Annotated in this window: 17 protein-coding genes and 1 tRNA gene; 7 read left to right on the top strand and 11 right to left on the bottom strand. The window is 62.7% G+C overall.

Annotated features, from left to right (window positions below; genetic code table 11):
- Positions 1 to 127 precede the first annotated feature (127 nt).
- From lpdA to aceE, 3 genes are all read right to left on the bottom strand, one after another.
- A complete protein-coding gene (gene lpdA / locus JMY24_RS03785; RefSeq protein ID WP_201701408.1) occupies positions 128 to 1,921 on the bottom strand; it encodes a dihydrolipoyl dehydrogenase in 1,794 nt (597 codons plus the stop codon).
- A 261-nt stretch (positions 1,922 to 2,182) separates the two neighbouring features.
- Complete coding sequence (aceF, locus tag JMY24_RS03780) at positions 2,183 to 3,847, bottom strand: dihydrolipoyllysine-residue acetyltransferase (protein WP_201701407.1); 1,665 nt, start codon at positions 3,845 to 3,847, stop codon at positions 2,183 to 2,185.
- Positions 3,848 to 3,932: 85 nt separating this feature from the next.
- Positions 3,933 to 6,641: a pyruvate dehydrogenase (acetyl-transferring), homodimeric type gene (aceE, locus tag JMY24_RS03775; protein ID WP_128595414.1), complete on the bottom strand. Its 2,709-nt coding sequence runs from the start codon at positions 6,639 to 6,641 to the stop codon at positions 3,933 to 3,935.
- Between the two features lie 275 nt (positions 6,642 to 6,916).
- Between aceE and fixL the strand changes: the two genes are divergently transcribed.
- The 3 genes from fixL to folD all read left to right on the top strand — a co-directional run bounded on the left by fixL (position 6,917) and on the right by folD (position 11,289).
- Positions 6,917 to 9,433 (top strand): oxygen sensor histidine kinase FixL, encoded by a 2,517-nt coding sequence (gene fixL / locus JMY24_RS03770; RefSeq protein ID WP_201701406.1) that lies wholly within the window; start codon positions 6,917 to 6,919, stop codon positions 9,431 to 9,433.
- Positions 9,430 to 10,077, top strand: a complete 648-nt coding sequence (gene fixJ, locus JMY24_RS03765; protein ID WP_128590393.1) for an oxygen response regulator transcription factor FixJ — start codon at positions 9,430 to 9,432, stop codon at positions 10,075 to 10,077. The genes fixL and fixJ overlap by 4 nt, the downstream gene beginning before the upstream one ends.
- 351 nt (positions 10,078 to 10,428) lie before the next feature.
- Positions 10,429 to 11,289, top strand: coding sequence for a bifunctional methylenetetrahydrofolate dehydrogenase/methenyltetrahydrofolate cyclohydrolase FolD (folD, locus tag JMY24_RS03760; protein ID WP_201701405.1), 861 nt, complete (start codon positions 10,429 to 10,431; stop codon positions 11,287 to 11,289).
- Between the two features lie 323 nt (positions 11,290 to 11,612).
- Here folD and JMY24_RS03755 read toward each other — a convergent pair whose 3' ends face one another.
- A complete protein-coding gene (locus JMY24_RS03755; RefSeq protein WP_201701404.1) occupies positions 11,613 to 12,755 on the bottom strand; it encodes an acyltransferase family protein in 1,143 nt (380 codons plus the stop codon).
- Positions 12,756 to 13,012: 257 nt separating this feature from the next.
- Here JMY24_RS03755 and JMY24_RS03750 point away from each other — a divergent pair, with 257 nt between their 5' ends.
- Positions 13,013 to 15,121, top strand: coding sequence for a M3 family metallopeptidase (locus JMY24_RS03750; RefSeq protein ID WP_201701403.1), 2,109 nt, complete (start codon positions 13,013 to 13,015; stop codon positions 15,119 to 15,121).
- Between the two features lie 150 nt (positions 15,122 to 15,271).
- Here the strand turns inward: JMY24_RS03750 and JMY24_RS03745 are convergent, their stop codons facing one another.
- Positions 15,272 to 16,564 (bottom strand): amidohydrolase family protein, encoded by a 1,293-nt coding sequence (locus tag JMY24_RS03745; protein WP_128595415.1) that lies wholly within the window; start codon positions 16,562 to 16,564, stop codon positions 15,272 to 15,274.
- A gap of 212 nt (positions 16,565 to 16,776) precedes the next feature.
- Here JMY24_RS03745 and JMY24_RS03740 point away from each other — a divergent pair, with 212 nt between their 5' ends.
- Positions 16,777 to 17,475, top strand: coding sequence for an aspartate/glutamate racemase family protein (locus tag JMY24_RS03740; RefSeq protein ID WP_128595416.1), 699 nt, complete (start codon positions 16,777 to 16,779; stop codon positions 17,473 to 17,475).
- A 106-nt stretch (positions 17,476 to 17,581) separates the two neighbouring features.
- On the opposite strand, the gene JMY24_RS03735 is transcribed toward JMY24_RS03740, so the two are convergent.
- Together JMY24_RS03735 and JMY24_RS03730 are read right to left on the bottom strand one after the other, a co-directional pair.
- A tRNA-Met gene (locus JMY24_RS03735) sits at positions 17,582 to 17,658 on the bottom strand.
- Between the two features lie 114 nt (positions 17,659 to 17,772).
- Positions 17,773 to 18,060, bottom strand: coding sequence for a hypothetical protein (locus JMY24_RS03730; RefSeq protein WP_128586433.1), 288 nt, complete (start codon positions 18,058 to 18,060; stop codon positions 17,773 to 17,775).
- A gap of 190 nt (positions 18,061 to 18,250) precedes the next feature.
- On the opposite strand from JMY24_RS03730, the gene xth reads away from it, so the two are divergent.
- A complete protein-coding gene (xth, locus tag JMY24_RS03725; protein WP_128586434.1) occupies positions 18,251 to 19,027 on the top strand; it encodes an exodeoxyribonuclease III in 777 nt (258 codons plus the stop codon).
- Positions 19,028 to 19,097: 70 nt separating this feature from the next.
- On the opposite strand, the gene JMY24_RS03720 is transcribed toward xth, so the two are convergent.
- The 4 genes from JMY24_RS03720 to glnA all read right to left on the bottom strand — a co-directional run bounded on the left by JMY24_RS03720 (position 19,098) and on the right by glnA (position 25,731).
- Positions 19,098 to 21,275: a prolyl oligopeptidase family serine peptidase gene (locus JMY24_RS03720; RefSeq protein ID WP_201701402.1), complete on the bottom strand. Its 2,178-nt coding sequence runs from the start codon at positions 21,273 to 21,275 to the stop codon at positions 19,098 to 19,100.
- A gap of 188 nt (positions 21,276 to 21,463) precedes the next feature.
- Entirely contained in the window at positions 21,464 to 22,981 is a 1,518-nt protein-coding gene (gene ntrC, locus JMY24_RS03715; protein WP_201701401.1) for a nitrogen regulation protein NR(I), read from the bottom strand.
- Between the two features lie 48 nt (positions 22,982 to 23,029).
- Positions 23,030 to 24,172 (bottom strand): nitrogen regulation protein NR(II), encoded by a 1,143-nt coding sequence (gene glnL / locus JMY24_RS03710; protein WP_128595417.1) that lies wholly within the window; start codon positions 24,170 to 24,172, stop codon positions 23,030 to 23,032.
- Positions 24,173 to 24,315: 143 nt separating this feature from the next.
- Positions 24,316 to 25,731: a type I glutamate--ammonia ligase gene (glnA, locus tag JMY24_RS03705; RefSeq protein WP_128586436.1), complete on the bottom strand. Its 1,416-nt coding sequence runs from the start codon at positions 25,729 to 25,731 to the stop codon at positions 24,316 to 24,318.
- Positions 25,732 to 26,169: 438 nt separating this feature from the next.
- Between glnA and JMY24_RS03700 the strand changes: the two genes are divergently transcribed.
- Entirely contained in the window at positions 26,170 to 26,634 is a 465-nt protein-coding gene (locus tag JMY24_RS03700) for a rhodanese-like domain-containing protein (RefSeq protein ID WP_020065476.1), read from the top strand.
- The last annotated feature ends 78 nt before the right edge of the window (positions 26,635 to 26,712 follow it).

Below are 26,712 nucleotides of genomic sequence, written 5' to 3'. Positions count from 1 at the left end.
TGGCTGGGGTGCGATCCGGCGACAAATATTTCCCTCTCGCTGTCCCAAATGAAAACGGCGCGCCCCGCAAAGGGCGCGCCGTTTTTTCATCAGCGCCATCCGCACGAATGCGGATGTGCTGAGCGCATTACTTCTTTTTCTGCGGCGGCAAGTCCGTACACACGCCTTCGTAGAGTTCGGCAGCCATGCCGATCGATTCGCCGAGCGTGGGATGCGGGTGAATCGTCTTGCCGATGTCGGTTGCATCCGCGCCCATTTCGATCGCGAGGCACACCTCGCTGATCAGGTCGCCTGCATTCAGGCCGACAATCCCGCCGCCGATCACGCGATGCGTTTCTTCGTCGAACAGCAGCTTCGTGAAGCCCTCGTCGCGCCCGTTGGCAATCGCGCGGCCCGAAGCGGCCCACGGGAACACCGCCTTGCCGTACTTGATGCCCTCGGCCTTCAACTGGTCTTCCGTCTTGCCGGCCCACGCGACTTCGGGATCGGTGTACGCGACCGACGGAATCTGCAGCGCGTCGAAGTACGCCTTCTCGCCGTGAGCCGCTTCGGCGGCAACGTGACCTTCGTGCACGGCTTTATGCGCGAGCATCGGCTGACCGACGATATCGCCAATCGCAAAGATGTGCGGCACGTTCGTGCGCATCTGCTTGTCGACGTCGATAAAACCGCGATCCGTCACCGCCACGCCGGCTTTGTCCGCGCCGATCTTCTTGCCATTCGGCGAGCGGCCGACTGCCACCAGCACCAGGTCGTAGCGTTGGGCTTCGGCCGGGGCCTTTTCGCCTTCGAACGACACGTAGATGCCGTCGTCTTTCGCCTCGGCAGCGACCGTTTTGGTCTTCAGCATGACGTTCGCGAAACGCTTGCTGTTGTACTTCTCCCAGACCTTGACGAGATCGCGGTCAGCGCCTGCCATCAGGCCGTCGAGCATTTCGACGACGTCGATCTGCGCGCCGAGCGTGGCGTACACCGTCGCCATTTCCAGGCCGATGATGCCGCCGCCGATCACCAGCATCCGCTGCGGAATCTGACGAAGTTCGAGCGCACCGGTCGAATCCACCACGCGCGGATCTTCCGGAATAAACGGCAGCTTCACCGCTTCCGAGCCCGCGGCGATGATCGCCTGCTTGAACCTCACGACCTTCTTGCCGCCTTCGGTCTGCACTTCCATGTGATTCGGATCGACGAAAGAGCCGGTCCCCGTCACTACTTCGACCTTGCGCATCTTGGCCATGCCAGCGAGGCCGCCCGTCAGCTTTTTGACGACGCCCGACTTGAAGTCGCGCAGCTTGTCCAGATCGATCTGCGGCTTTGCGAACGTGATGCCATGAGCGCCGAGCGCTTCGGCTTCGTCGATCACAAGCGCGGTGTGCAGCAGCGCTTTCGACGGAATACAGCCGACGTTCAGACAGACGCCGCCCAGCGTTGCGTAGCGCTCGACGAGCACCGTCTTCATGCCGAGGTCGGCCGAACGGAACGCGGCGGAATAGCCGCCAGGGCCAGAGCCGAGCACGAGCATGTCGCATTCGATGTCCGCGCTGCCCGAGAAACTGCCTGCTTGCGGCGCGGGTGCGGCGGCTCGAGGCTTCGCCGCGTCGGCCTGAGGTTTCGCTTCAGCCGGCGCTTTCTCGGGTTCCGTGGCCGCAGCCTTAGGCGCATCTTTCGCGGGCGCCGCGTCCGCCGACGTTTCGACGAGCGCGATGATCGTGCCTTGCGAGACTTTGTCGCCGGCCTTGACGCGGACTTCCTTGACGGTGCCGGCGGTATCGCTCGGCACTTCAATGGAAGCCTTGTCGGACTCGAGCGTCATCAGCGCCTGTTCGTTCTCGATGACGTCGCCCGGTTTGATGTTGACTTCGATGACATCGACGTCCTTGAAGTCACCGATATCCGGCACTTTTACTTCGACGAGACTCATGGTGTCCCCTTCTCTTGTTGATAGTGATGAGCAAAGAACGCGCAACGTCGAGCCCAAAAAGCTGGCAGCGCGGCAGACAGAGTCATCCTTTTCCGTCCGCCCAAGCACGCGCCTTTGTTTTGCCTACCTTTCTTTGGCGAGGCAAAGAAAAGTAGGTACCGCCCCGCACAGGGGCAGCGCCAACGGACCGACATGAAAGCAGGTTCTACAGAGAGACGCGGAGCACCGCAAAAACCGGCGCCCCGCGCAACCTCACCACTATCAAAGAATCACACGCCGGAAATCGGCAAGAAGCGCTCCGAGATACGCATTGAAGCGCGCAGCTTCAGCTCCATCGATCACGCGGTGGTCGTAAGACAACGACAGCGGCAGCATCAGCTTAGGTACAAACTGCTTGCCGTCCCACACCGGCTTCATCGCGCCACGCGACAAGCCGAGAATCGCGACTTCGGGCGCATTGATGATCGGCGTGAAATTCGTGCCGCCAATACCGCCCAGCGACGAAATCGAGAAGCAGCCGCCTTGCATCTGGTCCGGCTTCAGCTTGCCATCGCGCGCGGCCTTCGACAGATCGGTCATTTCCTTCGCGATTTCGACGAGACCCTTCTTGTCCGCGTCGCGAATCACCGGAACCACGAGACCGTTCGGCGTATCGGCGGCGAAACCCACGTGGTAGTACTGCTTGAACACGAGGTTGTCGCCGTCGAGGCTCGCGTTGAACGTCGGGAATTTCTTCAGCGCCGACACGACGGCCTTGATCACGAACGCCAGCATCGTGATCTTCACGCCGGCCTTTTCGTTTTCCTTGTTCAACTGCACGCGCAGCGCTTCGAGTTCGGTGATGTCCGCTTCGTCGTTGTTCGTGACGTGCGGAATCATGACCCAGTTGCGATGCAGGTTCGCACCGGAAATCTTCTTGATGCGCGACAGCGGCTTCGGGTCGACCGGACCGAACTTCGTGAAGTCGATCTTCGGCCACGGCAGCAGATTCAACTCGCCGCCGCCGGCCGCCGCGGGCGCGGCTGCACCGGCCGGCGCTGCGCGCTGGCCCGTCATGACGCCCTTGATGAAGGCGGTCACGTCAGCTTGCGTAATGCGGCCTTTCGGACCCGTGCCCTGCACCTGCGTCACATCGACACCGAGTTCCCGCGCGAACTTGCGCACCGACGGCGAAGCGTGGCTCGGATGCCGCGCGCCGCCCTCGCCGGCCGGAATCACCGGCGCTTGCGCGAGTGCGGACGGCGAAGCCGGAGCGGGCGAAGGCGTGACGGGCGCGTCCGACGGCTTTTCGGTTTCCTGCTTCGGTGCGGCGGCGGGCGCCGGGGCCGGAGCCGCGGCGGCGCCTTCGGCTTCCACCACGACGATGACCGAGCCTTCGGAAACCGTATCGCCGACCTTGACCTTCACTTCCTTGACGACGCCGGCGGCCGAGCTAGGCACGTCCATCGTCGCCTTGTCGGATTCGAGCGTGACGAGCGACTGCTCTTTCTCGACGCGATCGCCGACCTTCACCGCGACCTCGATCACGGGAATGTCTTTGTAATCGCCGATATCCGGCACCTTGACATCCTGCAGGCCTCCGCCGCTTGCAGCAGGAGCAGCAGCGGGAGCAGGAGCGGCAGCGGGGGCAGGAGCAGCAGCAGGCGCTGGTGCCGGAGCGGGCGCAGGAGCAGCCGCACCGCCTTCTGCGCCATCCAGCACGACGATCAGCGAACCTTCCGACACGTTGTCGCCGACCTTGACCTTCACTTCCTTGACGACGCCGGCGGCCGAACTCGGCACGTCCATGGTCGCCTTGTCGGACTCCAGCGTTACGAGCGATTGCTCTTTCTCGACGGTATCACCCGCCTTGACCAGCACCTCGATCACAGGAATGTCCTTGTAATCGCCGATGTCCGGCACCTTGACTTCGATCGCTTGACTCATTGTTAGTGTCTCCTGGGCCGCGCACGCGCCTGCCCCTGTCGATCAGGAACAGGCACGCGCGCCGTGGCACACGGGGAATGATGCCTTAGACGGTCATCGGGTTGGGTTTGGCGGGATCAAGGTTGTACTTCTTGAGCGCCTCGGCGACGACCTTGCGTTCGATCGTGCCCTCGTCTGCCAGTGCGTTCAACGCGGCCACCGTGACCCAGTAGCGGTCGACTTCGAAGAAGTGGCGCAGCTTTTCGCGCGTGTCCGAGCGGCCGTAGCCGTCCGTGCCCAGCACGACGAAACGTTGCGGCACGAATGCGCGAATCTGCTCGGTCAGCGCGCGCACGTAGTCGGTGGAGGCAATCACCGGGCCAGGCGCGTCCTTCAGGAGCTTCTCGACGTGCGAGACCTTCTTCTCTTCGCTCGGATGCAGCAGGTTCCAGCGCTGCACTTCGTGGCCTTCGCGCGCAAGTTCGGTGAAGCTCGGCACGCTCCACAGGTCGGCGGCGACGCCCCAGTCGTTCTTCAGCAGGTCGGCGGCGGCGATCACTTCGTTGAAGATCGTGCCCGCGCCCATCAGCTGCACGCGCGGCGCGCTCTTGTCGAACCCGCTGTCGGCTTCGGCCTTGCGGAACGCGTACATGCCCTTGATGATGTCGGCCGCTACGCTCTCGCCCTGCGGAATCGCCGGGTGCTCGTAGTTCTCGTTCATCACCGTGACGTAGTAGTACACGTCTTCCTGTTCAGCGACCATGCGGCGCAAACCGTCTTGCATGATGACCGCGAGTTCGTAACCGAACGTCGGGTCGTAGCTGATGCAGTTCGGCACCGAAGCGGCCCACAGCAGCGAGTGGCCGTCTTCGTGTTGCAGACCTTCGCCGTTCAGCGTCGTGCGGCCCGCGGTTCCGCCCAGCAGGAAGCCGCGCGAGCGCATGTCGCCCGCGGCCCATGCGAGGTCGCCGATGCGCTGGAAGCCGAACATCGAATAGAAGATGTAGAACGGGATCATGATCTCGCCGTGCGTCGAGTACGACGTCGCGGCTGCGATCCAGTCCGACATGCCGCCGGCTTCGTTGATACCTTCCTGCAAAATCTGACCGGTTTCCGACTCGCGATAGAACATCAGCTGGTCGGAGTCTTCCGGAATGTACTTCTGGCCGTCCTGATTCCAGATGCCGATCTGACGGAACAGCCCTTCCATACCGAAGGTACGCGACTCGTCAGGCACGATCGGCACGATGCGTTTGCCGAGCGCCTTGTCCTTCAGCAGGATGTTGAGAATGCGCACGAACGCCATCGTCGTGGAAATCTCGCGGCCTTCGCCGGTGCCCTTCAGGAGCGGCTCGAATGCCGACAGATCCGGGACCGGCAGCGACTCGGCCTTCTGACGGCGCGCGGGCAGATAACCGCCGAGTTCCTGGCGGCGGGCGCGCATGTACTCGAGTTCCTTCGAACCTTCTTCGAACTTGAGGTACGGCACGTTCACGAGGTCTTCGTCGGCGATCGGCAGACGGAACTGGTCGCGGAATTTCTTCAGCTGCTCCACCTGCATTTTCTTCTGCTGGTGGGTGATGTTCATGGCCTGGCCGGCTTCGCCCATGCCGTAGCCCTTGATCGTCTTCGCGAGGATGACGGTCGGCTGGCCCTTGGTCTGAGTGGCTTCGGAAAACGCCGCGTAAATCTTGTGCGGGTCGTGGCCGCCGCGGTTCAGATTCCACACGTCTTCGTCCGACCAGTCGGCGACCAGCGCCTTCAGTTCCGGCGAATTGAAGAAGTGCTCGCGGACAAACGCGCCCGACTCCGACTTATACGTCTGATATTCGCCGTCGACGACTTCCATCATGCGGCGCATCAACGCGCCCGACTTGTCGCGCTGGAATAGCGCGTCCCAGCGGCTGCCCCACACGACCTTGATGACGTTCCAGCCCGCGCCGCGGAATTCGCTTTCGAGTTCCTGGATGATCTTGCCGTTACCGCGCACCGGACCGTCGAGGCGCTGCAGGTTGCAGTTGATCACGAACACGAGGTTGTCCAGCCGTTCGCGGCCGGCCATACCGATCGCGCCGAGCGATTCCGGTTCGTCCGTTTCGCCGTCGCCGAGGAAAGCCCAGACCTTGCGGCCCTCGGTCTTTGCGATGCCGCGCGCCTGCATGTACTTCATGAAGCGCGCCTGGTAGATCGCCATGATCGGGCCAAGGCCCATCGAAACGGTCGGGAATTGCCAGAAGTCGGGCATCAGCCACGGGTGCGGATACGACGAGATGCCCTCGCCGCCCACTTCCTGGCGGAAGTTGTCGAGCTGCTTTTCAGTCAGACGGCCGAGCAGGAACGCGCGCGAGTACACACCCGGCGACGAATGGCCCTGCACGAACACGAGATCGCCGCCGTGTTCGGGAGACGGCGCGTGCCAGAAATGGTTGAAGCCGACGTCATACAGCGTGGCCGCCGAAGCGAACGACGCGATGTGGCCACCCACATTGGTGTCCTTGCCGGCGCGCAGCACCATGGCAATGGCGTTCCAGCGCGTGTACGAGCGGATGCGGTGTTCGATGTCCTGGTCGCCGGGAATCTTCGCCTGACGCGTGACCGGAATCGTGTTGATGTACGGGGTGTTGGCGGAGAACGGCAGATGTTCGCCATGCACGCGGGCAAACTCGATCTGCTTCTCGATCAGGTAGTGGGCACGGTCGGGGCCAACAGCAGAAATCACGCCATCCAGCGCTTCGAGCCATTCGCCGGTTTCCTGGGGATCGTCGTCTTTCTCAGCGGCGACATATTTCATGACTTCGTCGGGTACAGCGGACATGCTCGTCTCCTGGATATAGAGGAACGCTCTTTGGACAGACGACGCGGACGAAGCACGGCCGCGGCAGCTTCGGCCGATTGTAATAAGGGTCCCGACGTCCACGCAACAAAATTTTCGAATTACGAGATCGGTTCTCATAATGCGGAAAATTGTTGCGGCGCAACCTGATTTGACTGCCTTTTGACGGATACGCGAGCTAGTGTGCGCCGATTAACGGCACTTTCCGTGATTTTTTGCGCCATTTGGGAGGTACGCGCTGCGCTACAATGCCACGCATGTTGACCGAACGGCTTTTCGCTCGCTCGGCGCGCACCGCCGGTTCGCCGGCGGATTCGACGCCGTCCTCCCGCTGGCACCATGGACCATGGTGGTCGAATTCCTATTTGCTGACGCCGCTTCTGTCGATCCTGGTTTTCCTGGTCGTCATGAGCCTGATTCTGTGGAGCCTGAACCGGCGCGAGCAGCAGCAACAGGAAGACACGCTTTACCGTAACGTCGCGTGGGCCCAGCAGCAGATCCGCCTGTCCATGACGGGCGCGCAAGAACAGATTCAGGCGCTCGCGCGCGACCTGGTGGCCGGCCATGCCGATCCGCAGTCGTTCCAGGTGTCCACCACGGACATCATGCAGGGGCATCCCGAGATCCTCTACATGAACTGGTACACGAGCCAGCAGCAGCCGCGCTGGCCCAGTACCGCGCTGCCGGTATTCGGCCAGCGGCTCGCGAAGCCCAACGACACCCAGATGGACGAGGCAGTGAAAGCCGCCTTCACCGAAGCGCGCAGCACGCGCCGCCAGGTCTACTCGCCGCTCATTTACGACGACCTCGGCAACGGCTATATCACGTTGCAAACGCCGGTCTATCGCGACCGCGAATTTCTCGGCTCGATCGCCGCCGTGTTTTCGGTGGAAGGCATCCTGAAGCACGACATCCCGCCCGAGCTGTCGGCCAAGTACAAGATTTCGATCGTCGACGCGAACAACCGCGAGCTGACCACCACGTCCACGCGCCCGCGCCTGCCGCGCGACATGTTCTACGACCTGCCGCTCGACCCGCCGGGCCAGGGCGTCTCGGTGCGCGTCTATGCGTTCCCGCAAATGACCAACTTCACCAACAACACACTCGTGTGGCTGGTGGCAGGTCTGTCGTGTTTCGTGCTGTGGAGTTTGTGGAGTTTGTGGAAACACACGCGGCAGCGTTTCGAGGCGCAACAGGCGCTTTACGCCGAAGCGTTTTTCCGTCGTGCGATGGAAAATTCCGTGCTGATCGGCATGCGTGTGCTCGACATGCACGGCCGCATCACCCACGTGAACCCGGCGTTTTGCCGCATGACCGGCTGGGACGAAAGCGACCTGGTGGGCAAAACCGCGCCGTTCGCTTACTGGCCGCGCGACGCTTATCCGGAAATGCAGCGCCAGCTCGACATGACGCTGCGCGGCAAGGCGCCCTCGTCGGGCTTCGAATTGCGCGTGCGCCGCAAAGACGGCTCCACGTTCCACGCGCGCCTCTACGTATCGCCGCTCATCGACAGCTCGGGCCGTCAGACCGGCTGGATGTCGTCGATGACCGACATCACCGAGCCCAAGCGCGCGCGCGAGGAACTTGCCGCCGCGCATGAGCGCTTCACGACCGTGCTGGAGAGCCTCGACGCCGCCGTCTCGGTGCTCGCCGCCGACGAAGCCGAACTGCTGTTCGCCAACCGCTACTACCGGCACCTGTTCGGAATTCGCCCGGACGGCCACCTGGAATTGGCGGGCGGCGGGTTCGATAGCGCACAGGCGTCGTCGGATTCGATCGATATGGTGGATACCTACGCCGGACTGCCCGCCGCCGCGTTGACGGAGAGCACGGCCGACGCGCAGGAAATCTACGTGCAAAGCATCCAGAAATGGTTCGAAGTGCGCCGCCAGTACATTCAATGGGTGGACGGCCACCTCGCGCAGATGCAGATCGCAACCGACATCACCACGCGCAAGCAGGCGCAGGAACTGTCGCGCCAGCAGGATGAAAAACTGCAGTTCACGAGCCGGTTGATGACCATGGGCGAAATGGCCTCGTCGCTCGCGCATGAACTGAATCAGCCGCTCGCCGCGATCAATAACTATTGCTCGGGAACCGTTGCACTGGTTAAATCCGGTCGGACGACGCCGGACAACCTGCTGCCCGTGCTCGAAAAGACCGCTCAGCAGGCGGTGCGCGCCGGCATGATCATCAAGCGGATTCGCGAGTTCGTGAAACGCAGCGAGCCGAAGCGCCAGGCTACTCGCGTCGCGGACATCGTCGCGGACGCGGTGGGCCTCGCGGAGATCGAGGTGCGCAAGCGGCGCATTCGCATCGTCACCGACGTGCGCTCGCGGTTGCCCGTCATTTACGTCGACCCGGTGCTGATCGAGCAGGTGCTGGTCAACCTGCTGAAGAACGGCGCCGAGGCGATGGCCGAAGCGCGGCCCAATGCCGTCGACCCGGTGATCCGCGTGGTCGTGCGGCTGGAAAGCGGCTTTGTCTGCATCAGCGTCGTCGACCAGGGTCCGGGCGTCGACGAAGCGACAGCCGAGCGGCTGTTCGAACCGTTTTACAGCACCAAGTCCGACGGTATGGGCATGGGGCTGAACATTTGCCGTTCGATTATCGAATCGCACCGCGGCCGTCTGTGGGTGGTCAACAACGTCGAATCAGACGGCCACATCACGGGCGCCACGTTCCATTGCAGTCTGCCTATTGGAGAGCCCGACGGCCCGAGCAACGGCGGGTCAGAGGCGCCGACACCACAAACCGTTACGGGAGAGCTATGAACAGCCCAGTCACCACACAGGAAACTGTCTTTGTCGTCGACGACGACGAGGCCGTGCGAGATTCGCTGCGCTGGCTGCTGGAGGCGAACGGCTACCGCGTGCAGTGCTTCTCCAGCGCCGAGCAGTTCATCGACGCATGGCAGCCGCATCAGCATCCGGGCCAGATAGCCTGCCTGATTCTCGATGTGCGGATGTCCGGCATGAGCGGACTGGAATTGCAGGAGCGTCTGATCGCCGACAATGCGTCGCTGCCGATCATCTTCGTGACGGGTCATGGCGATGTGCCGATGGCAGTGTCCACGATGAAAAAAGGCGCGATGGACTTCATCGAAAAACCGTTCGACGAAGCCGAGTTGCGCAAGCTCGTCGAGCGCATGCTCGACAAGGCGCGCAGCGAAAGCACGAGCGTGCAGCAGCAGCGCGCGGCCGCCGAGCGTCTCGGCAAGCTCACCGCCCGCGAACATCAGGTACTCGAGCGGATCATTGCCGGCCGCCTGAACAAGCAGATCGCCGACGACCTCGGCATCAGCATCAAGACGGTCGAAGCGCACCGCGCGAACATCATGGAAAAGCTCAACGTCAACACGGTCGCCGACCTGTTGCGACTCGCGCTGTCCAACAAGCCGCAGCAAACGGCACAGTAAGCTCCGGCGGCGTGCTTCAGGCACGCATTCGGGCACGAATTCGGGCAGGCTTCTTGGGCACGCGTCGCGCAAATTCAGAGGCCGTCGCCCGCGTCAGCCGCAACGGCCGGACTACCCAGTCCGGCCTTTCGTCGGCTCTCCCTCGCTATTTCTTCGTCAAGGCAAGCGCTTGAGTCGATGGGGCGTCATCGGCATGGCCGCGCACGCCGGTATAATGACGGACTTTGCAGCGGCGCCTAGCTCCAATTTGCGTCGCGCGCTTTTCATGTGCCGACCCGTTCCCGCTGAAAAACGCCACGGTACGCGGCACGCGCGCTGCTCCGCTTTCCATACTGCCCCTCTCGACCGACCATGACTGCCAAACTGATCGACGGCCTCGCCCTTTCCAAGACCCTGCGCGCCGACGTGGCCGCGCGCGCCGCCGCCCTCACCGCCCGCGGCCATCAGCCGGGGCTTGCCGTCGTGCTGGTCGGCGACAATCCCGCAAGCGAAGTCTATGTGCGCAACAAGGTCAAGGCGTGCCACGACAACGGTCTCGGCTCATCGCTCGACCGCTATCCGGCCGATCTGCCGGAGGCCGAACTGCTCGAACGTATCGACGAACTGAATCGCGATCCGCAAATCCACGGCATTCTCGTGCAGCTTCCGCTGCCGCCGCATATCGACAGCCACAAGGTGATCGAGGCGATCGCGCCCGAGAAAGACGTGGACGGTTTTCACGTCGCCAATGCCGGCGCATTGCTGACCGGCCAGCCGCTGTTTCGCCCGTGCACGCCGTACGGCGTGATGAAGATGTTTGCCGCTTACGACATTCCGCTTCAAGGCGCGAACGCGGTGGTGATCGGACGCTCGAACATCGTCGGCAAGCCCATGGCGCTGCTGCTGCTCGACGCGGGCGCCACGGTCACGATCTGTCACAGCAAAACGCGCGATCTGGCCGCGCATACGCGCAACGCCGACATCGTGGTGGCCGCCACCGGCCTGCGCAACATTCTCACCGCCGACATGGTGAAGCCGGGCGCGGCCGTGATCGACGTCGGCATGAATCGCGACGAAGCCGGCAAGCTGTGCGGCGACGTGGATTTCGCGGGCGTCAAGGAAGTGGCCGGCTACATCACGCCGGTGCCGGGCGGTGTCGGCCCGATGACAATTACCATGTTGCTCGTCAACACGATCGAAGCCGCGGAACGTGAGGCCGCACTGAACGCTTGACGTAAAAAAGAAAGCGCTGAGCGTTGCCCTGCCCCGCGCTTTCAACTCGCTTCGTACCCCACCCGGAGGCCGGCTCTCGCATCAGTTCGAGCCGACCTCTCGCCTCGCTTCCTGCCTTACCTCCTGCCTCACTTCCAGACCACCCTCGCGTCGCTTCCAGCCGACGTCTCGTCATCTCCTCGCCCCACTCCCCGCCCGCTCATCTCGCACGTCTGTCTCGCACGTCTATCCCACACGCATCGCATCGCACGGCGTTGCCGACCCAGCAGACGCAACGCACTACTCCAACCTGGATTCACCGCCCCACACGTTCACCGCGCGGTTTAGCGCACGGCCTGCTCGCTCACCGACACGCCGTCGGGGCGCGGCGTCCGCCGGCGCGCGAGGCGCCCACGGCACCACTTCAGCACCGGCCGCTCGACGCAGTGCCACGACAAAGCCGCGCATAGCAGGATAAGCGGCGCGGCGACCAGCACCGCCGTCACATGGCTCAAATGCGGAGCGATATTCGCGACGCATTGCTGCACCATGAAGCCATACAGATAGATCCCGTACGAGTAGTCATGGCGCGGCACGAACCGCCGCAACAGCGGCGTCGTCCCGATCCACAGTACGCCGTACACGAAGGCCAGATAGAACAACGGCTGCGCGCCGGCCGTGTCGCGGAACACCAGGAACACCATGGTGAATGCGAGCGCTGTCAGACCGTCGATACCGATACGCTCGCGCAAGCCATACAGCAGCATGCCGAGCATGAAGAACGGCTCCGGCCAGAACGAATAGCCGCCAGGCGTCTCGCTGAAGTCGCGCAGGCCGATCTGTACGAGCGGCAGCGAATGCGGCGTCAGATGCGGCGGCAAATGCACGCGCAGCACGAAAGCCGCAATGCCGAGCGCCGCCGCGAGCGCGGCACCACGTGCGCTCGACAGCAGCCCGAGCAGGCCGGTGGCGAGCACGATCAGGTAGCAGCGTACTTCGAGCGGCAGCGTCCACAACGGGCCGCAGACATCGACGGGAAAGCGGTTGTGTTCGAACACGCCCGGCAGCGCCCAGCCGGTTTTCATCACGATGGTCGAGAAGTTGTCGAGGTTCGCCCACGTCATGCCCGAACTGAAATACTGGCGCAGCGGCAGCGTCGTAAAAAGCGGCCCGACGATAAACACGGTGACGAGCGATCCAAGCGCGACAGCCGGCCACAGGCGCGCAATCCGCAACACGGCGAAGCGCGGCACCGAGCGTTGACGGTCGAAGCTAGCGGTCACGAGCATGCCGCTCAGCAGAAAAAACGCGTACACACCGAGCGCGCCGAAACCGTCGAAACCCAGCGCGTTCTGGACCCAGTCGGTCGTGCCGTCCGGCGACTGCAGCAGATACGAATGGCCATACACCACGGCCACGGCGGCCAGCAACCGCACCAGGTCGAAATTGTTGCCGTTGCGCGATAGAGCGTGCGAAAGCGGGTTCATCGGTACCTCTTGCTGAAAAGCGTCGCAACGCGATAGACACGTCAGAATGCGGCGCGGCACCATTTCGCACCGTTCGCTTTCGCACAAAAGCGCTACGGGCCGCGACATCTGCTAATTTGTGTGCCGGCGATTGGAATCGGCGCGCCCCGCCCCAATAATGCTGATGTGCGGTGTTATAAGCCGTCGCAGCGCGCACGCGGCCCAAGCACCGATTAAAGTACCGATTACCCGTTCACCCGCGTCAGACAGGAAGCCTCATGTCCACTACCGTCTCGAATCACGACAATCCGCTCCTCGATTTCTCCGACCTGCCGCGCTTTGGCGACATCCGCCCCGAACATGTCACGCCCGCACTCGACGTGCTGCTCGCCGATGCGGCCGCCGCCGTTGAGCGCGCCGCCCAGCCGATCACGCCCGCTTCATGGGCCGATGTCGTCGAGCCGGTCGAGCGCGCGACCGAACCGCTGTCGCGCGCCTGGAGCGTCGTCGGCCATCTGAACGCCGTCGCCGACACGCCCGAGCTGCGCGCCGTGTATGGCGAGAATCTGCCGCGCGTCACCGAGTTCTGGTCGAGCGTCGGGCAGAATCTTGCGCTCTACGAGAAGTACAAGACGCTGAGCGCGAGCGATGAATTCGCCTCGCTGACGAGCGAACGCAAGAAGATTCTTGGCAACGCGCTGCGCGACTTCCGTTTGTCCGGCGCGGAATTGCCTGAAGACCAGAAGCCGCATTTCGCCGAGTTGCAGGAACGTCAGGCAGCGTTGTCGAAAGCGTTTTCGGACCACGTGCTCGATGCGACCAACGCCTACGCGTATTTCGTCGAAGCCGGCAACGAGTCGGAACTGGCCGGCCTGCCGGAAGACGTGATCGAGGCCGCGAAGGAAGCCGCGGAGCGCGAAGGCAAGACCGGCTACAAGTTCACGCTGCATTTCCCGTCGTACTTTCCCGTCATGCAGTACTCGGAAAACCGTCCGATACGCGAAGCGATGTACCGCGCATATGTGACGCGCGCATCCGAGCTGGGCCCGCAATACGGCAAGGGCAAGCCCGAGTGGGACAACACGTCGGTGCTCGCCGACCAGTTGAAGCTGCGTGCCGAAGAAGCGCATATGCTCGGCTATAAGAATTTCGCCGAGGTATCGCTCGCGCCCAAAATGGCCGAATCGCCGGAACAGGTCATGGCTTTCCTCGAAGACCTCGCCACGCGCGCGCGCCCGCATGCGGAGCAGGACTGGAAGGAGTTGCGCGAATTCGCCGCAAGCGAGCTCGGCTTGAGCGATCTGCAACCGTGGGACATGACGTTCGCCGCCGAACGTCTGCGTCAGAAGCGCTATTCGTTCTCGGAGAACGAAGTCAAACAGTATTTCCCGGAAGACGCTGTGTTCAAGGGCCTGTTCAAGGTCACGGAAACGCTCTTCGGCGTGCGCATCCGCCGCGATGAAGCAGCCGTCTGGCATCCGGACGTGCGCTTTTTCCGCGTCGAGAACCAGGACGGCGGCCTCGTCGCGCAGTTCTATCTCGACTTGTACGCACGCGAAGGCAAACGCGGCGGCGCGTGGATGGACGACGCGCGCGGCCGTCACAAGCATACGCATGGCGGCGTGCAAACGCCGGTTGCTTATTTGACCTGCAACTTCTCCGCGCCGGTCGGCGGCAAGCCGGCCTGCTTCACGCACGACGAAGTCATCACGCTTTTCCACGAGTTCGGGCATGGCCTGCATCACATGCTCACGCGTGTGGATGAGCTCGGCGTTTCGGGCATCAACGGCGTGGAGTGGGACGCGGTCGAACTGCCGTCGCAGTTCATGGAAAACTTCTGCTGGGAGTGGGACGTGCTCTCGGACATGACTTCGCACGTCGAAACCGCGCAGCCGCTGCCGCGCGAACTGTTCGACAAGATGCTTGCCGCGAAGAACTTCCAGAGCGGTCTCGGCACGCTGCGCCAGATCGTGTTTTCCATGTTCGACATGCAGTTGCATACCGGCTTCGACGCAGCCGGCACGAAGAACGCGACCGAACTGGCAAGCGAGATCAACGAGCGCTTCCATGTCGTGCCGCAGGCGCCGTTCTCCCGTTGGCCGAACACGTTCAGCCATATTTTTGCCGGCGGTTATGCGGCGGGCTACTACAGCTACAAGTGGGCAGAAGTGCTGTCCGCCGACGCCTACGCAGCATTCGAGGAAGCGGCGCAGGCCGCGAGCGGCAGTGTCCTCGACCAGACAACCGGCATGCGTTATCGAAAGGAGATTCTCGAAGTGGGCGGCAGCCGTCCGGCGATGGAATCGTTCAAGGCGTTCCGCGGGCGTGAGCCGAACATCGACGCCTTGCTGCGGCACAACGGCATGACGCCCGCCGCGGCGCATTGAAACGCTGCATGATGCGCGGAGGAAACCCTCGGCGCATCGTTTAGCGCATCATTAGGCGCCCCGAGCAGCGCCTCGATCAGCGCCGATGTAAAGAAGCCGGTGTTCCGCGCGAGCGGACACCGGCTTTTGTTTACTCGAAACCTGCCGCCCTCAGCCGCGATGCAGCTTGAAATCCACCTCTGCGGGACGCCCTTCGAGCGAGAGCGCCGCACGGGCAGCCGGCGCACGGCTCACCACCTTGCCGCGGCTTATCACCACCAGTCGCGCCGCGCGCAAGCGGATCGCTTCGACGGGATTGCGCGCGTCGAGTAGCACGAGATTGGCCGCGCAGCCGGGCGCGACGCCGTAGTCTTCAAGACCGAGAATGCGTGCGCCGTTCACCGTGACCGCGTCGAAACACGCGTGCATGCCTTCGACGCCCGTCATCTGCGCGACGTGCAAACCCATGTGCGCGACTTCGAGCATGTCGCCCGAGCCCAGGCTGTACCACGGATCCATCGCGCAATCATGGCCGAAGGCGACGTTGATTCCTGCGGCCATCATCTCCGGCACGCGGGTCATGCCGCGCCGCTTGGGATACGTGTCGCTGCGTCCCTGCAACGTGATGTTGATGAGCGGATTCGCGATGGCTGCAACGCCCGATTCGCGCATGAGCGGCAAGAGCTTGCTCACGTAGTAGTTGTCCATCGAATGCATCGAGGTCAGATGCGAACCGGTGACGCGCCCATGCAAGCCGAGACGCTGCGTCTCGGCGGCAAGCGTTTCGATGTGGCGCGACATGGGGTCGTCCGATTCATCGCAATGCATGTCGACGCGCAAGCCCTGCTCCGCCGCATACTCGCACAGCATGCGCACCGACTGCGCGCCGTCGGCCATGGTGCGCTCGAAATGCGGAATGCCGCCGACCACGTCGACGCCCATTGCAATCGACCGCTTCAGGTTCTCGAAAGCGCCGGGGCTGCGCAGCACGCCGTCTTGCGGAAACGCCACCAGTTGCAGATCGAGATACGGCGCGACGCGGCGTTTCACTTCGACGAGCGCCTCGACAGCGAGAAGGCGCGGATCGCATACATCGACGTGACTGCGGATTGCGAGCAGCCCACGCGCGACCGCCCAGTCGCAGTACTGCATCGCGCGTTCGATCAACGCGTCCTGCGTAAGTTGCGGCTTCAGCTCGCCCCACAACGCAATACCTTCGAGAAGCGTGCCCGACGCGTTCACGCGCGGCAAACCGTAAGAGAGCGTCGCGTCCATATGGAAATGCGGATCGACGAACGGTGGCGTGACGAGCGAGCCGGCAGCGTCGATTTCCTCGCGCGCTGCGGCGGCGAGATGCGGCTCCACGGCAACGATGCGCCCCGCTTCAATGCCGATGTCGAGCGGCTGCCCGGGTTGCGGCGCGACGCTTGGCGGCAGCATCGCGCGGCGGATGATCAGATCCATATCTCGCTCCCTTATGTGTGTCCGTCCGCTTTGTGGCTGATGACGATTCTATCGGCGTCAGAAAGTAAGCGCAGGTTTTGTCCGGCGTTTTACCAGGCGTTTTATCAGCTTGCCGTACCGGCGAGCGCCGCGAAATCCGTACCGGCTGCATGCACCGTGGCGCACCTATACTGGGCTCAGTCATCAGGACGCATTGATTCGGGAGCATACAGATGAAGACGATAGGTGTGATCGGTGGAATGAGCTGGGAGTCGTCAGCCGAGTATTACAGGCTGCTCAACCGTCACGCAAAGGCGCGCCTTGGCGGTCATCACAACGCGCGTAGCCTGATGCTGACCGTGGACTTTGCGCCGATCGAAGCAAATCAGCGCGCGGGCGACTGGAGCGCGCTCGGCGACCAGATGGCCGACGCGGCGCGTCAACTGGAACGCGGGGGCGCCGAGATCGTGATGCTCGCCACCAACACGATGCATCGGGTGTATGAATCGATCGAGCAGGCGATCAACGTACCGTTTCTGCATATCGCCGATCCGACCGGCGCTGCGCTGCGCGCGGCAGGCGTCGAGCGGGTCGGCTTACTCGGTACGCGCTATACGATGGAGCAGACGTTCTACACGGGCCGCCTGCGCGAACGCTATGGACTCGAGACTTTGGTGCCCGAAGAAGCCGAACGCGCGGACATACACCGCATCATTTACGACGAGCTGTGTCACGGCAACGTGAACAGCGAATCGCGCGCGGTGTATCAAAGTGTGATCGAATCGCTGGCCGCGCGCGGCGCGCAAGCGGTGATTCTCGGATGCACCGAAATCACATTGCTGATCAAGCCGGAAGATTCTGTTCTGCCCGTTTTCGATACCACAGCGTTGCATGCGCAAGCGGCGGTTGAGTGGGCAATTGGAGCGCAGTAGATACGGATGACGGGCGATTGCGATCCATCGCAATGGCAACGCAGGAATTCGGGTGCCACAAGTTAAAAAGCCCGCTGGTTTGCGCCAGCGGGCTTTCAACAATGCTTGGTTGCGGGGACAGGATTTGAACCTGTGACCTTCGGGTTATGAGCCCGACGAGCTGCCAGACTGCTCCACCCCGCGTCAGAGAAAAAGGATTGTATAGAGATGTTCGCGCTACGTCAAACGATCCCTCAACAATCGCATGATTCATTCGTGCGAAGCACAAACACAAGCGTACACGCGAGCATCTGTGGCTCAAAGATCGAGCACTGTCGCGCCCTCGATCTTGCCGTCGATGATATCCGCGCCGTACTGGCTCGCGCTGCGTTTGGCCACGCCGAAATCGGAGAAGGTTGCAGGCAGCACCAGACGAAACACGCGGCTCGCCTTCGAACCGCTGATTGCGCCGGGACGACACACACGCACCGCGACGTCATAGCCTTCCGCGTGCCGCTTGTGCCCGTCGAACTTATCGAACGCCCGCGAGAAAACCAGCGGATGCACTTCGAAGTCCTTATAAACATCGGGATAAAGTTGAGCCATGATGCCCTCCGCTGCACGCCGGTGCCTGGGTAAGTCAAACTGTGAGTGTGATCCCCACTATACGCCGCGCGCGTCGCGCATCGGCTTTTTATTTTGTTCGTTCCGCACGGTTCGAGCCGCGCGAAAATCGTCTCGTCCCGTGTGCGCTGGTAAGCTACGGCTCCTGCGCCATTCAGCTTGAGAATTTCCCGTGAAAATCGCCACCTGGAACGTCAACTCCCTCAAAGTCCGCCAACAGCATGTGATCGACTGGCTGGAAACCAGCGGCACCGACGTGCTGTGCCTTCAGGAACTGAAGCTGCCCGACGAGAAGTTCCCACGCGCCGAACTCGAAGAAAAAGGCTACCGCAGCTGGTTCGCGGGCCAGAAGACGTACAACGGGGTCGGCATCCTCGTGCGCCAGGGTCTGAATGTGGACGAAAGCAGCATCGTGCGGAATATTCCCGGCTTTGAGGACTTGCAGCAGCGCGTGGTCGCGGCGACCGTCGAAGGCGTGCGTATCATCTCCGCGTACTTCCCCAACGGCCAGGCGCCCGGCACCGACAAGTTCGCGTACAAGCTCCGCTGGCTCGCCGCGCTGCACGACTGGATCAAAAGCGAAATGGCGCTGTATCCGAAGCTCGCGCTGCTCGGCGACTACAACATCGCACCGGACGACCGGGACGTGCACGATCCGAAAGCGTGGGAAGGTCAGAACCTCGTGTCGCCGGAAGAACGCGCCGAGTTCGTGCGGCTGATCGAACTGGGTCTCGTCGACGCGTTCCGTCAGTTCGAGCAGCCCGAAAAGATCTATTCGTGGTGGGACTACCGGATGATGGCGTTTCGCCGCAACGCGGGGCTGCGCATCGACCATATCCTGCTTTCAAAGCCGCTCTCTGAAGCGTGCACGTCATGCGAAGTCGATAAGGTGCCGCGCAAGTGGGACCAGCCGTCGGATCATGCACCGGTCGTCGCGCAGATCGGCTGACGAACACTGGCAAGATCCGGCCAGGTTAAGCAACGTCAAGCGCGCTTGCTGAATAGGCTTTCACGAAGCCTCAAGCGGAAGCGCTCAGCGTTCGCCATAGAAACTCGAAAACCATCGCATCGTGCTCGGCCTGCTCCAGTTCATCGGAGCCGCCGTGCCCGCCGTCCGTATTCTCGCGATACCACACGTTGTCCACGCCGAGCGCCTGCATGCGCGCGGCCATCTTTCGCGCATGGCCGGGATGCACGCGATCGTCGGCGGTGGATGTCGTGAACAGGACCGGCGGATACTTCACGCCCGCCGACACGTTGTGATAAGGCGAGTAAGCGGCGAGCGCGCGCGCGTCGTCGGGATCGTCGGGATCGCCGTATTCGTCGATCCATGACGCGCCTGCATGCAGCAGGTGATAGCGGCTCATATCGAGCAGCGGCACTTCGCAGATCACCGCGCCGAACAGATCGGGGCGCTGGACCATGCACGCCGCCACCAGCAGGCCTCCGTTGCTGCCGCCCTGAATGCCCAGTTGCGCGGCGCTCGTCACGCCGCTCGCGACGAGCGCTTGCGCCACTGCGATGAAGTCGTCGAATGCGCGTTGCCGTTCCTCGCCTTGCGCCGCCGTGTGCCAGCGGGTACCGAACTCACCGCCGCCGCGAATGTGCGCGACCACGTACACGCCGCCACGCTCCAGCCAGCCGATGCCCTGCCCCGTCAGATAGCTGGGCAGCAACGGAATCGCGAAGCCGCCGTAGCCGGTCAGCAGGCAGGGCCGCGAGGATTGCAAGGCCGGCTCGTTTTCTGCCGAGTCGATGCGTTGCTCATCCCGCGCGGCCCGCGGTCCGATCACCGTGTACGGCACACGTGTACCGTCAGCGGAGACCGCATGTCCGCGCGTCACCGTGAAGCGTGTCGCGTCGAACTGCGTCGGCCAGCGCTCGAGCAACTCCCACTCGCTGAGATCGTCGCGGGCAAGATCGGCGAGCCAGTACGCGGGGGGCTGCAGATAGTCATCGGTATCGACGAACACCTCGTCGTTCAGCGTCGCCTCCACCGGCGAGACGTCGGCTTGCCCGTCCGGGTGCGATGGGAAGACGCGCCGCTGCCACTGCCATGACTGATCCGCAATCTGCGACGTCGTGAACAACAAGGTCTTGTTCTGCACGTCTTCAAGATAGGAGACGATGAGCTGGTTGCGCGTATGCGTCCATTCGCACGCGGAGGTCTGCTCAGTGGGCATGAAGAGCGGCGTCACGTCGCGCTCGCCGCGCAGGAACGCGGCCTCGCGAATCGCCAGCAACGCGCCGCCCGGGTACACGACGCCATTGCAGTGCCAGTCGAGGCGCGGCTCGAGCAACAGCCAGCCCTGCCAGCCGCTCACTCCAACATGCGACGGCACGTCATAACGGCGCCAGGCGTCGGCGGGAGCGGGAGCGTGAGCGCCATCCACGCCGCTCGCGTCGTCCAGGTAGTACGTGTGCGAATCGAAGAAATCGACGCTGCTCACCACCGTGTGCCGCTTTTCCACCGGATCGTAATGCCCTTCCACGCCGATATCGCTAAATGCCCCCTTGAACACGACGGGTGCATCGGCGAGCGCCGTGCCGCGCGTCCAGCGCCGCACTTCGCGCGGATAGCCGGAGCGCGTCAGGCTTTTGCGACCATTGTCCCAGCCCACGTAAAGCGTATTACGGTCGATCCACGATGCGGTGTGCTTGCCGGCCTTCGCGATCACGAATCCATCGTCGATAAAACGCTGTGCGTCGATGTCGAACTCGCGGACCACCAGCGCGTCCGAGCCGCCCGGCGACATCGTGATCAGCGCGCGATCGCCGTCGGGATAGAGAATGTCGAACTCCGAGCACACCCACGGCGTTCCTTCTGCTTCGCCGAGTGCATCGAAGTCGATCAGGTTCTGCCATTCGGGCTTGCCACCGCGCCATGCGGCCCAGGTCGTGCGCCGCCAGATGCCTTTGGGATTACGCTCGTCCTGCCACAGGTCGTACGCCCATTCTTTCCAACGGTCTGGAATCACCGGACGTTCGCGCGGCAAATAGGCATCGGCGAGACGTTGCCTGAGCGTTTCGAATGGCGCGCCGCTGCACCATGCGGCGCGCGTGCGGGCATTCTGCCTGTCGACCCACGCGAGCGCTTCAGGGTCGTCGAGCGCTTCGAGCCAGAGGAACGGATCGGGAGAAAGCGGCCAGGATAAGGAACCGGGAGAGTTGGGAGAAACGGAAGAAGCAGAAGGCATCGTCGGCTGTCGAAGGAAAACAGCGTTGATTATGCCTTGCGTCCGCGCGATCCTGCTTCAACGGGCTCGCGCGACTCGCGATGAAGGGCTACCGGGCGCAACAGCGCGATCGACCAGGGCGGGCGCCGTGCGCGCCACCCTGAGCCGCCGCGCCCCGCTCAGTGACGGCCTGTGACCATCAATGAGCGTCAAGGCTCGAGATTGAGTTCCTGAATCTTGCGCGTAATCGTATTGCGCCCGATGCCCAGACGCTCCGCCGCCTCGACCTTGCGTCCGCGCGTGAAGTCGAGTGCCTCGCGGATCACAGCGGCTTCGAAGCGGCGGGCGAGTTCGTCCATCACATCGGCGGAATTCTCGCGCAAGAGGCGTGCGACTTCCGTGCGCAAGCCACCTTCCCACGCGCTAACGGGCGAGGCGACCGGCATCCCGCCAGCCGCTGCGGGATGCGCGGCCGCATTCATGCCGTTCAGCGCCGCAGTACCCGCAAGGCTTGCGTCCGCCGCGCCGAGCGCGGCGCCGCCACCGCCAGCAAGGTCGGTTGCGCCGGCCTGCGCGGGACCGAGATCGGGCGGCAAATCCTTGATCTCGATGGTCTGCGCGGGCGCCATCACCGTCAACCAGTTGGCGAGATTCTCCAACTGCCGTACGTTGCCCGGAAACGGCAGCGACGCCAGATAGGCGAGCGCCTCTTCCGACACGCGCTTGGACTCGACGCCAAGATCGCGCGCGCTTTTTTGCAGGAAGTGCCGCGTGAGCAGAGGAATGTCTTCGCTGCGCTCGCGCAATGCCGGCAAACGCAAGCGGATCACGTTGAGACGGTGATACAAGTCCTCGCGGAACAAGCCCTGACGTACGCGCGATTCGAGATTCTGGTGCGTCGCCGCGATCACGCGCACATTCGCGCGCAGCGGATTGTGCCCGCCGACACGGTAGAACTGACCATCCGACAGCACGCGCAACAGACGCGTCTGCAAATCGAACGGCATATCGCCGATTTCGTCCAGGAAAAGCGTGCCGTTCTCGGCCTGTTCGAAGCGACCCTGGCGCATTGCCTGCGCGCCGGTGAACGCGCCGCGCTCGTGGCCAAATAGTTCGGATTCCAACAGATCTTTCGGGATTGCAGCGGTGTTGAGCGCAATGAACGGACCGTTCGCGCGTGGGCTATGTCGGTGCAGCGCACGCGCGACGAGTTCCTTTCCGGTGCCCGATTCGCCGGTAATGAGCACGGTTGCCGCGGAATGGGACAAACGTCCGATCGCGCGGAACATGTCTTGCATCGCCGGTGCCTGGCCGAGCATTTCCGGTGCATCGGCAACGCGCTCGTCCCACGTCTGTTCGCCGCGCATGCTCTCGTCCACCGCGCGACGGATCAGTTCGACGGCCTTGTCGACGTCGAAAGGCTTCGCGAGATATTCGAAGGCGCCGCCCTGGAATGCGGCCACCGCGCTGTCCAGATCCGAAAACGCCGTCATGATGATGACGGGCAAGCCCGGCACCTTGTCACGCACGGTTTGCAGCAGTTCGAGGCCCGAACCTCCGGGCATTCTGATGTCCGACACCAGCACCTGCGGGCTGTCGTGATCGAGCGCCGCCGACGCCTCGCGCACATTCGCGAAGCTGCGAGTCGCGAAGTTTTCGCGAGCAAGGGCTTTTTCAAGCACCCAGCGAATCGATTGATCGTCGTCTACTATCCAGATCGGCTTCATATAGGTCTGTCAGAAGTCTTGAGATGCCTGCAGTGTGCAGATGCGGTGTTAGCAGTCGAGCGGCAGCAGAATCTGAAACTCGGTGTGGCCAGGCCGGCTTTCCACTTCGATCAGACCGTCGTGTTGTTGCACGAACGTCTGCGCGAGCGTCAGACCGAGACCGCTGCCATCCTCGCGCCCCGATACGAGCGGATAGAAGATGCGGTCACGGATTTCCTCGGGAATGCCGGGGCCGTTGTCGATGATATGCAAGTCCAGTGCCAGCTTACATAAGCGTTTCGACACCGTAATCTTGCGTGCAATACGCGTGCGCAGTTCGATGCGCGCGTCGCCTTGCGAAATGCGTTCGCGCAATGCTTCGGCCGCGTTACGCACAATGTTGAGGAGCGCCTGGATCAGTTGCTCCTTGTCACCGCGCAGGTCGGGCACGCTCACGTCGTAATCTCGCTCGATGGTGAGGCCGCGCGGAAACTCCGCGAGAATCACCTGGCGCACGCGCTCGCACACTTCGTGAATATTCACGTCGCCGACGATATGCGGATGACGGTGCGGCTCGAGCAACCGGTCCACGAGCGTCTGCAAGCGATCCGATTCCTTGATGATGACCTGCGTGTACTCACGCAATTCGTCGCGCTGACGCTCGCCCAGTTCGAATTCGAGTAACTGCGCCGCGCCGCGAATGCCGCCGAGCGGATTCTTGATTTCGTGCGCGAGATTGCGGATCAGCTGTTTATTGACGGCCGTGAGGTCGTTGATGCGCTCCTCGCGGTCGGTGCGCAAATGGCGCTCGTTCTCGAACAGTTCGAGCAACACGTAGTCTTGCGCGCTTTCCAGGAAGCCGACGATCGCATGCACATGCAGCGGCTCGTGACCGGGCCGCTCGAGCACGGCGTCCAGATGCGTTGCGTGAAAACGGTGCGCGGCGATCGAGGTGATGGTCGCGACCAGTTCGTCCGCATTCGAGAAGATGTCCGGCCACGCCATCTGCGTCAACTGTTTGCGCGAAAGCTCGAGCATCGACTCGGCCGACGGATTCGCAAACGCAACGCGCAGCGTGCGCTTCTCGAGTATCAGCACGACGGTGGGCAATGCCTCGAAGCCCGGCAGCAAACCGGAAGCGACGAGCTGCGCGTCATCCGACAGCGTCTGCTCGTGCCCTTTGCGCGCCTTGATCAGATTTTTTAGAACCATCTTGCAGTCTGGCCGATAGGAGATGGTGGCAAATCATTGCGCCCGGTCCAACGAAAAAGGGACGGCGCCGCCGTCCCTTCGTGACCGATCGCGAGCGTCGGACAAAGCGCTTCGCCGTTCAAAGGGCGAAGCGCCATTGCCGCTTACAGCGAGTAGTACATTTCGAACTCGATCGGGTGCACCGACTGACGATAACGCTGCAGCTCGTTCGTCTTCAGTTCGATGTACGCGTCGAGCATCGAATCCGTGAACACGCCACCGCGCGTCAGGAATTCGCGGTCCGCGTCCAGCGCGTCCAGAGCCTGATCGAGGCCGGCGCACACGGTCGGGATCTTTGCATCCTCTTCCGGCGGCAGGTCGTACAGGTTCTTGTCGGCGGCTTCGCCCGGGTGAATCTTGTTCTGCACGCCGTCCAGACCCGCCATCATCAGCGCGGAGAAGCACAGGTACGGATTCGCCATCGGATCCGGGAAGCGCGTTTCGATACGGCGGCCCTTCGGGTTCGATACGTGCGGAATACGGATCGACGCCGAACGGTTGCGTGCCGAGTAAGCCAGCTTCACAGGTGCTTCGAAGTGCGGCACGAGACGCTTGTACGAGTTCGTCGACGGGTTCGTGATCGCGTTCAGCGCGCGAGCATGCTTGATGATGCCGCCGATGTAGAACAGCGCGAATTCCGACAGGCCTGCATAGCCGTTGCCCGCAAACAGGTTCTGACCGTCCTTCCAGATCGACTGGTGAACGTGCATGCCCGAACCGTTATCGCCGACGATCGGCTTCGGCATGAACGTTGCCGTCTTGCCGTACGTGTGCGCGACGTTCTGGATGATGTACTTCATCTGCTGCAGCCAGTCGGCGCGTTGCACCAGCGTCGAGAACTTGGTGCCGATTTCGTTCTGGCCCTGGCCCGCGACTTCGTGGTGATGCACTTCGACCGGAATGCCGATCTGTTCGAGCAGCAGACACATTTCCGAACGGATGTCCTGGAACGTGTCGACCGGAGCGACCGGGAAGTAGCCGCCCTTCGTGCCCGGACGGTGGCCGGTGTTGCCGCCTTCGAATTCCTTCGACGACGACCACGGTGCTTCTTCCGAGCCGATCTTGACGAAGCAGCCCGACTGATCCGTATTCCACTGGACCGAGTCGAAAATGAAGAATTCCGGTTCCGGACCGAAGAAGGCCGTGTCGCCCAGGCCCGAGCTCTTCAGATAGGCTTCAGCGCGCTTGGCGAGCGAGCGCGGGTCGCGCTCGTAGCCCTTGCCGTCCGCCGGTTCGACGACGTCGCAGGTCAGCACGAGCGTGGACTCTTCGTAGAACGGGTCGATGAAGGCGGTGTTCGCGTCCGGGATCAGCAACATATCCGATGCTTCAATGCCCTTCCAACCGGCAATCGACGAACCGTCAAACGCATGGCCGCTTTCGAACTTGTCTTCATCGAATGCCGACACCGGCACCGAAACGTGTTGCTCTTTGCCGCGCGTGTCGGTGAAACGGAAGTCGACAAACTTGACGTCTTCGTCTTTGACGAGTTGAACGACGTCGGCCACGGATTTACTCATAACCTATCTCCTGATTAACGAATTCGGCGGATTTCAGCCGCCGCCCAATCTAGCTGACCCGTCCCGGCGCGTCCACCCCTCAATGATGAAGAGTGAATGTGAAAATCAGCCGCGGCAGATCGATCGGGCCCATTAAAGCAGCAACTGTGCCATGTATGCTCCAACAAGGCGCGAAGCCATGGGACGCGCGCGTTGCCGGGGAATTCGCGCACCGCATGACATGCGACCCTGAAATCGCGGAGTGGCTCGAAGCACCTAATTGAGGCATTTATCCGCAGACATTAGCCGCGCCGGTTTATTTTGGTGCATTTGGAGTATTTTGCACCACTTAAGGGCATTCAAGTCGACCGCGCACTACGGCGAGACAGGCAGCATCTGGACGCCGCGCTAGCCCCGGAGGCCGCGCTAGAATGGTCTTTTGGTCAAGGAGACTGGCTCATGAGCACACTAGAACAGCTGTACTCGCAGGCGGACAAACGCCGCACCGAAAACCAGTTGCCTTACGCTGGCGCGCTCTCGCCGGCCGAGGCGTTCGAACTGCTGCAACTCGATCCGCGCACGCGTCTCGTGGATGTGCGCACGCGTGCGGAACTCGACTGGGTTGGCCGGCCGGTGATCGGCGACGGCCAGTATGCGCATGTCGAATGGACGCGCTATCCGGGCGCCGTGCCGAATCAGGAATTCCTGCACCAGTTGAGCGACGTTGCGTCGCCCGATACGCCGGTGCTGTTCCTGTGCCGCAGCGCCGCGCGTTCGAAGCTCGCTGCCATCGCCGCAGCGCAGGCCGGCTTCACGAAGGCCTACGATCTGCTGGAAGGCTTTGAAGGCGACAAGGACGGCCAGGGCCACCGCAAGACCGTCTCTGGCTGGTGTTTTCGCGGCTTGCCGTGGATCGGCGCTTAAAGGCGGTTGCATACCGCCCTGGCGAAGCCGCGCGGCACACGCGGTCGAAAAAAACCCGCATTAGCGCACAGGCGAAGC

It is taken from the genome of Paraburkholderia kirstenboschensis (genome assembly GCF_904848585.1).
Lineage (GTDB): Bacteria > Pseudomonadota > Gammaproteobacteria > Burkholderiales > Burkholderiaceae > Paraburkholderia > Paraburkholderia kirstenboschensis.
This window is presented reverse-complemented; position numbering and strand designations above follow the sequence as displayed.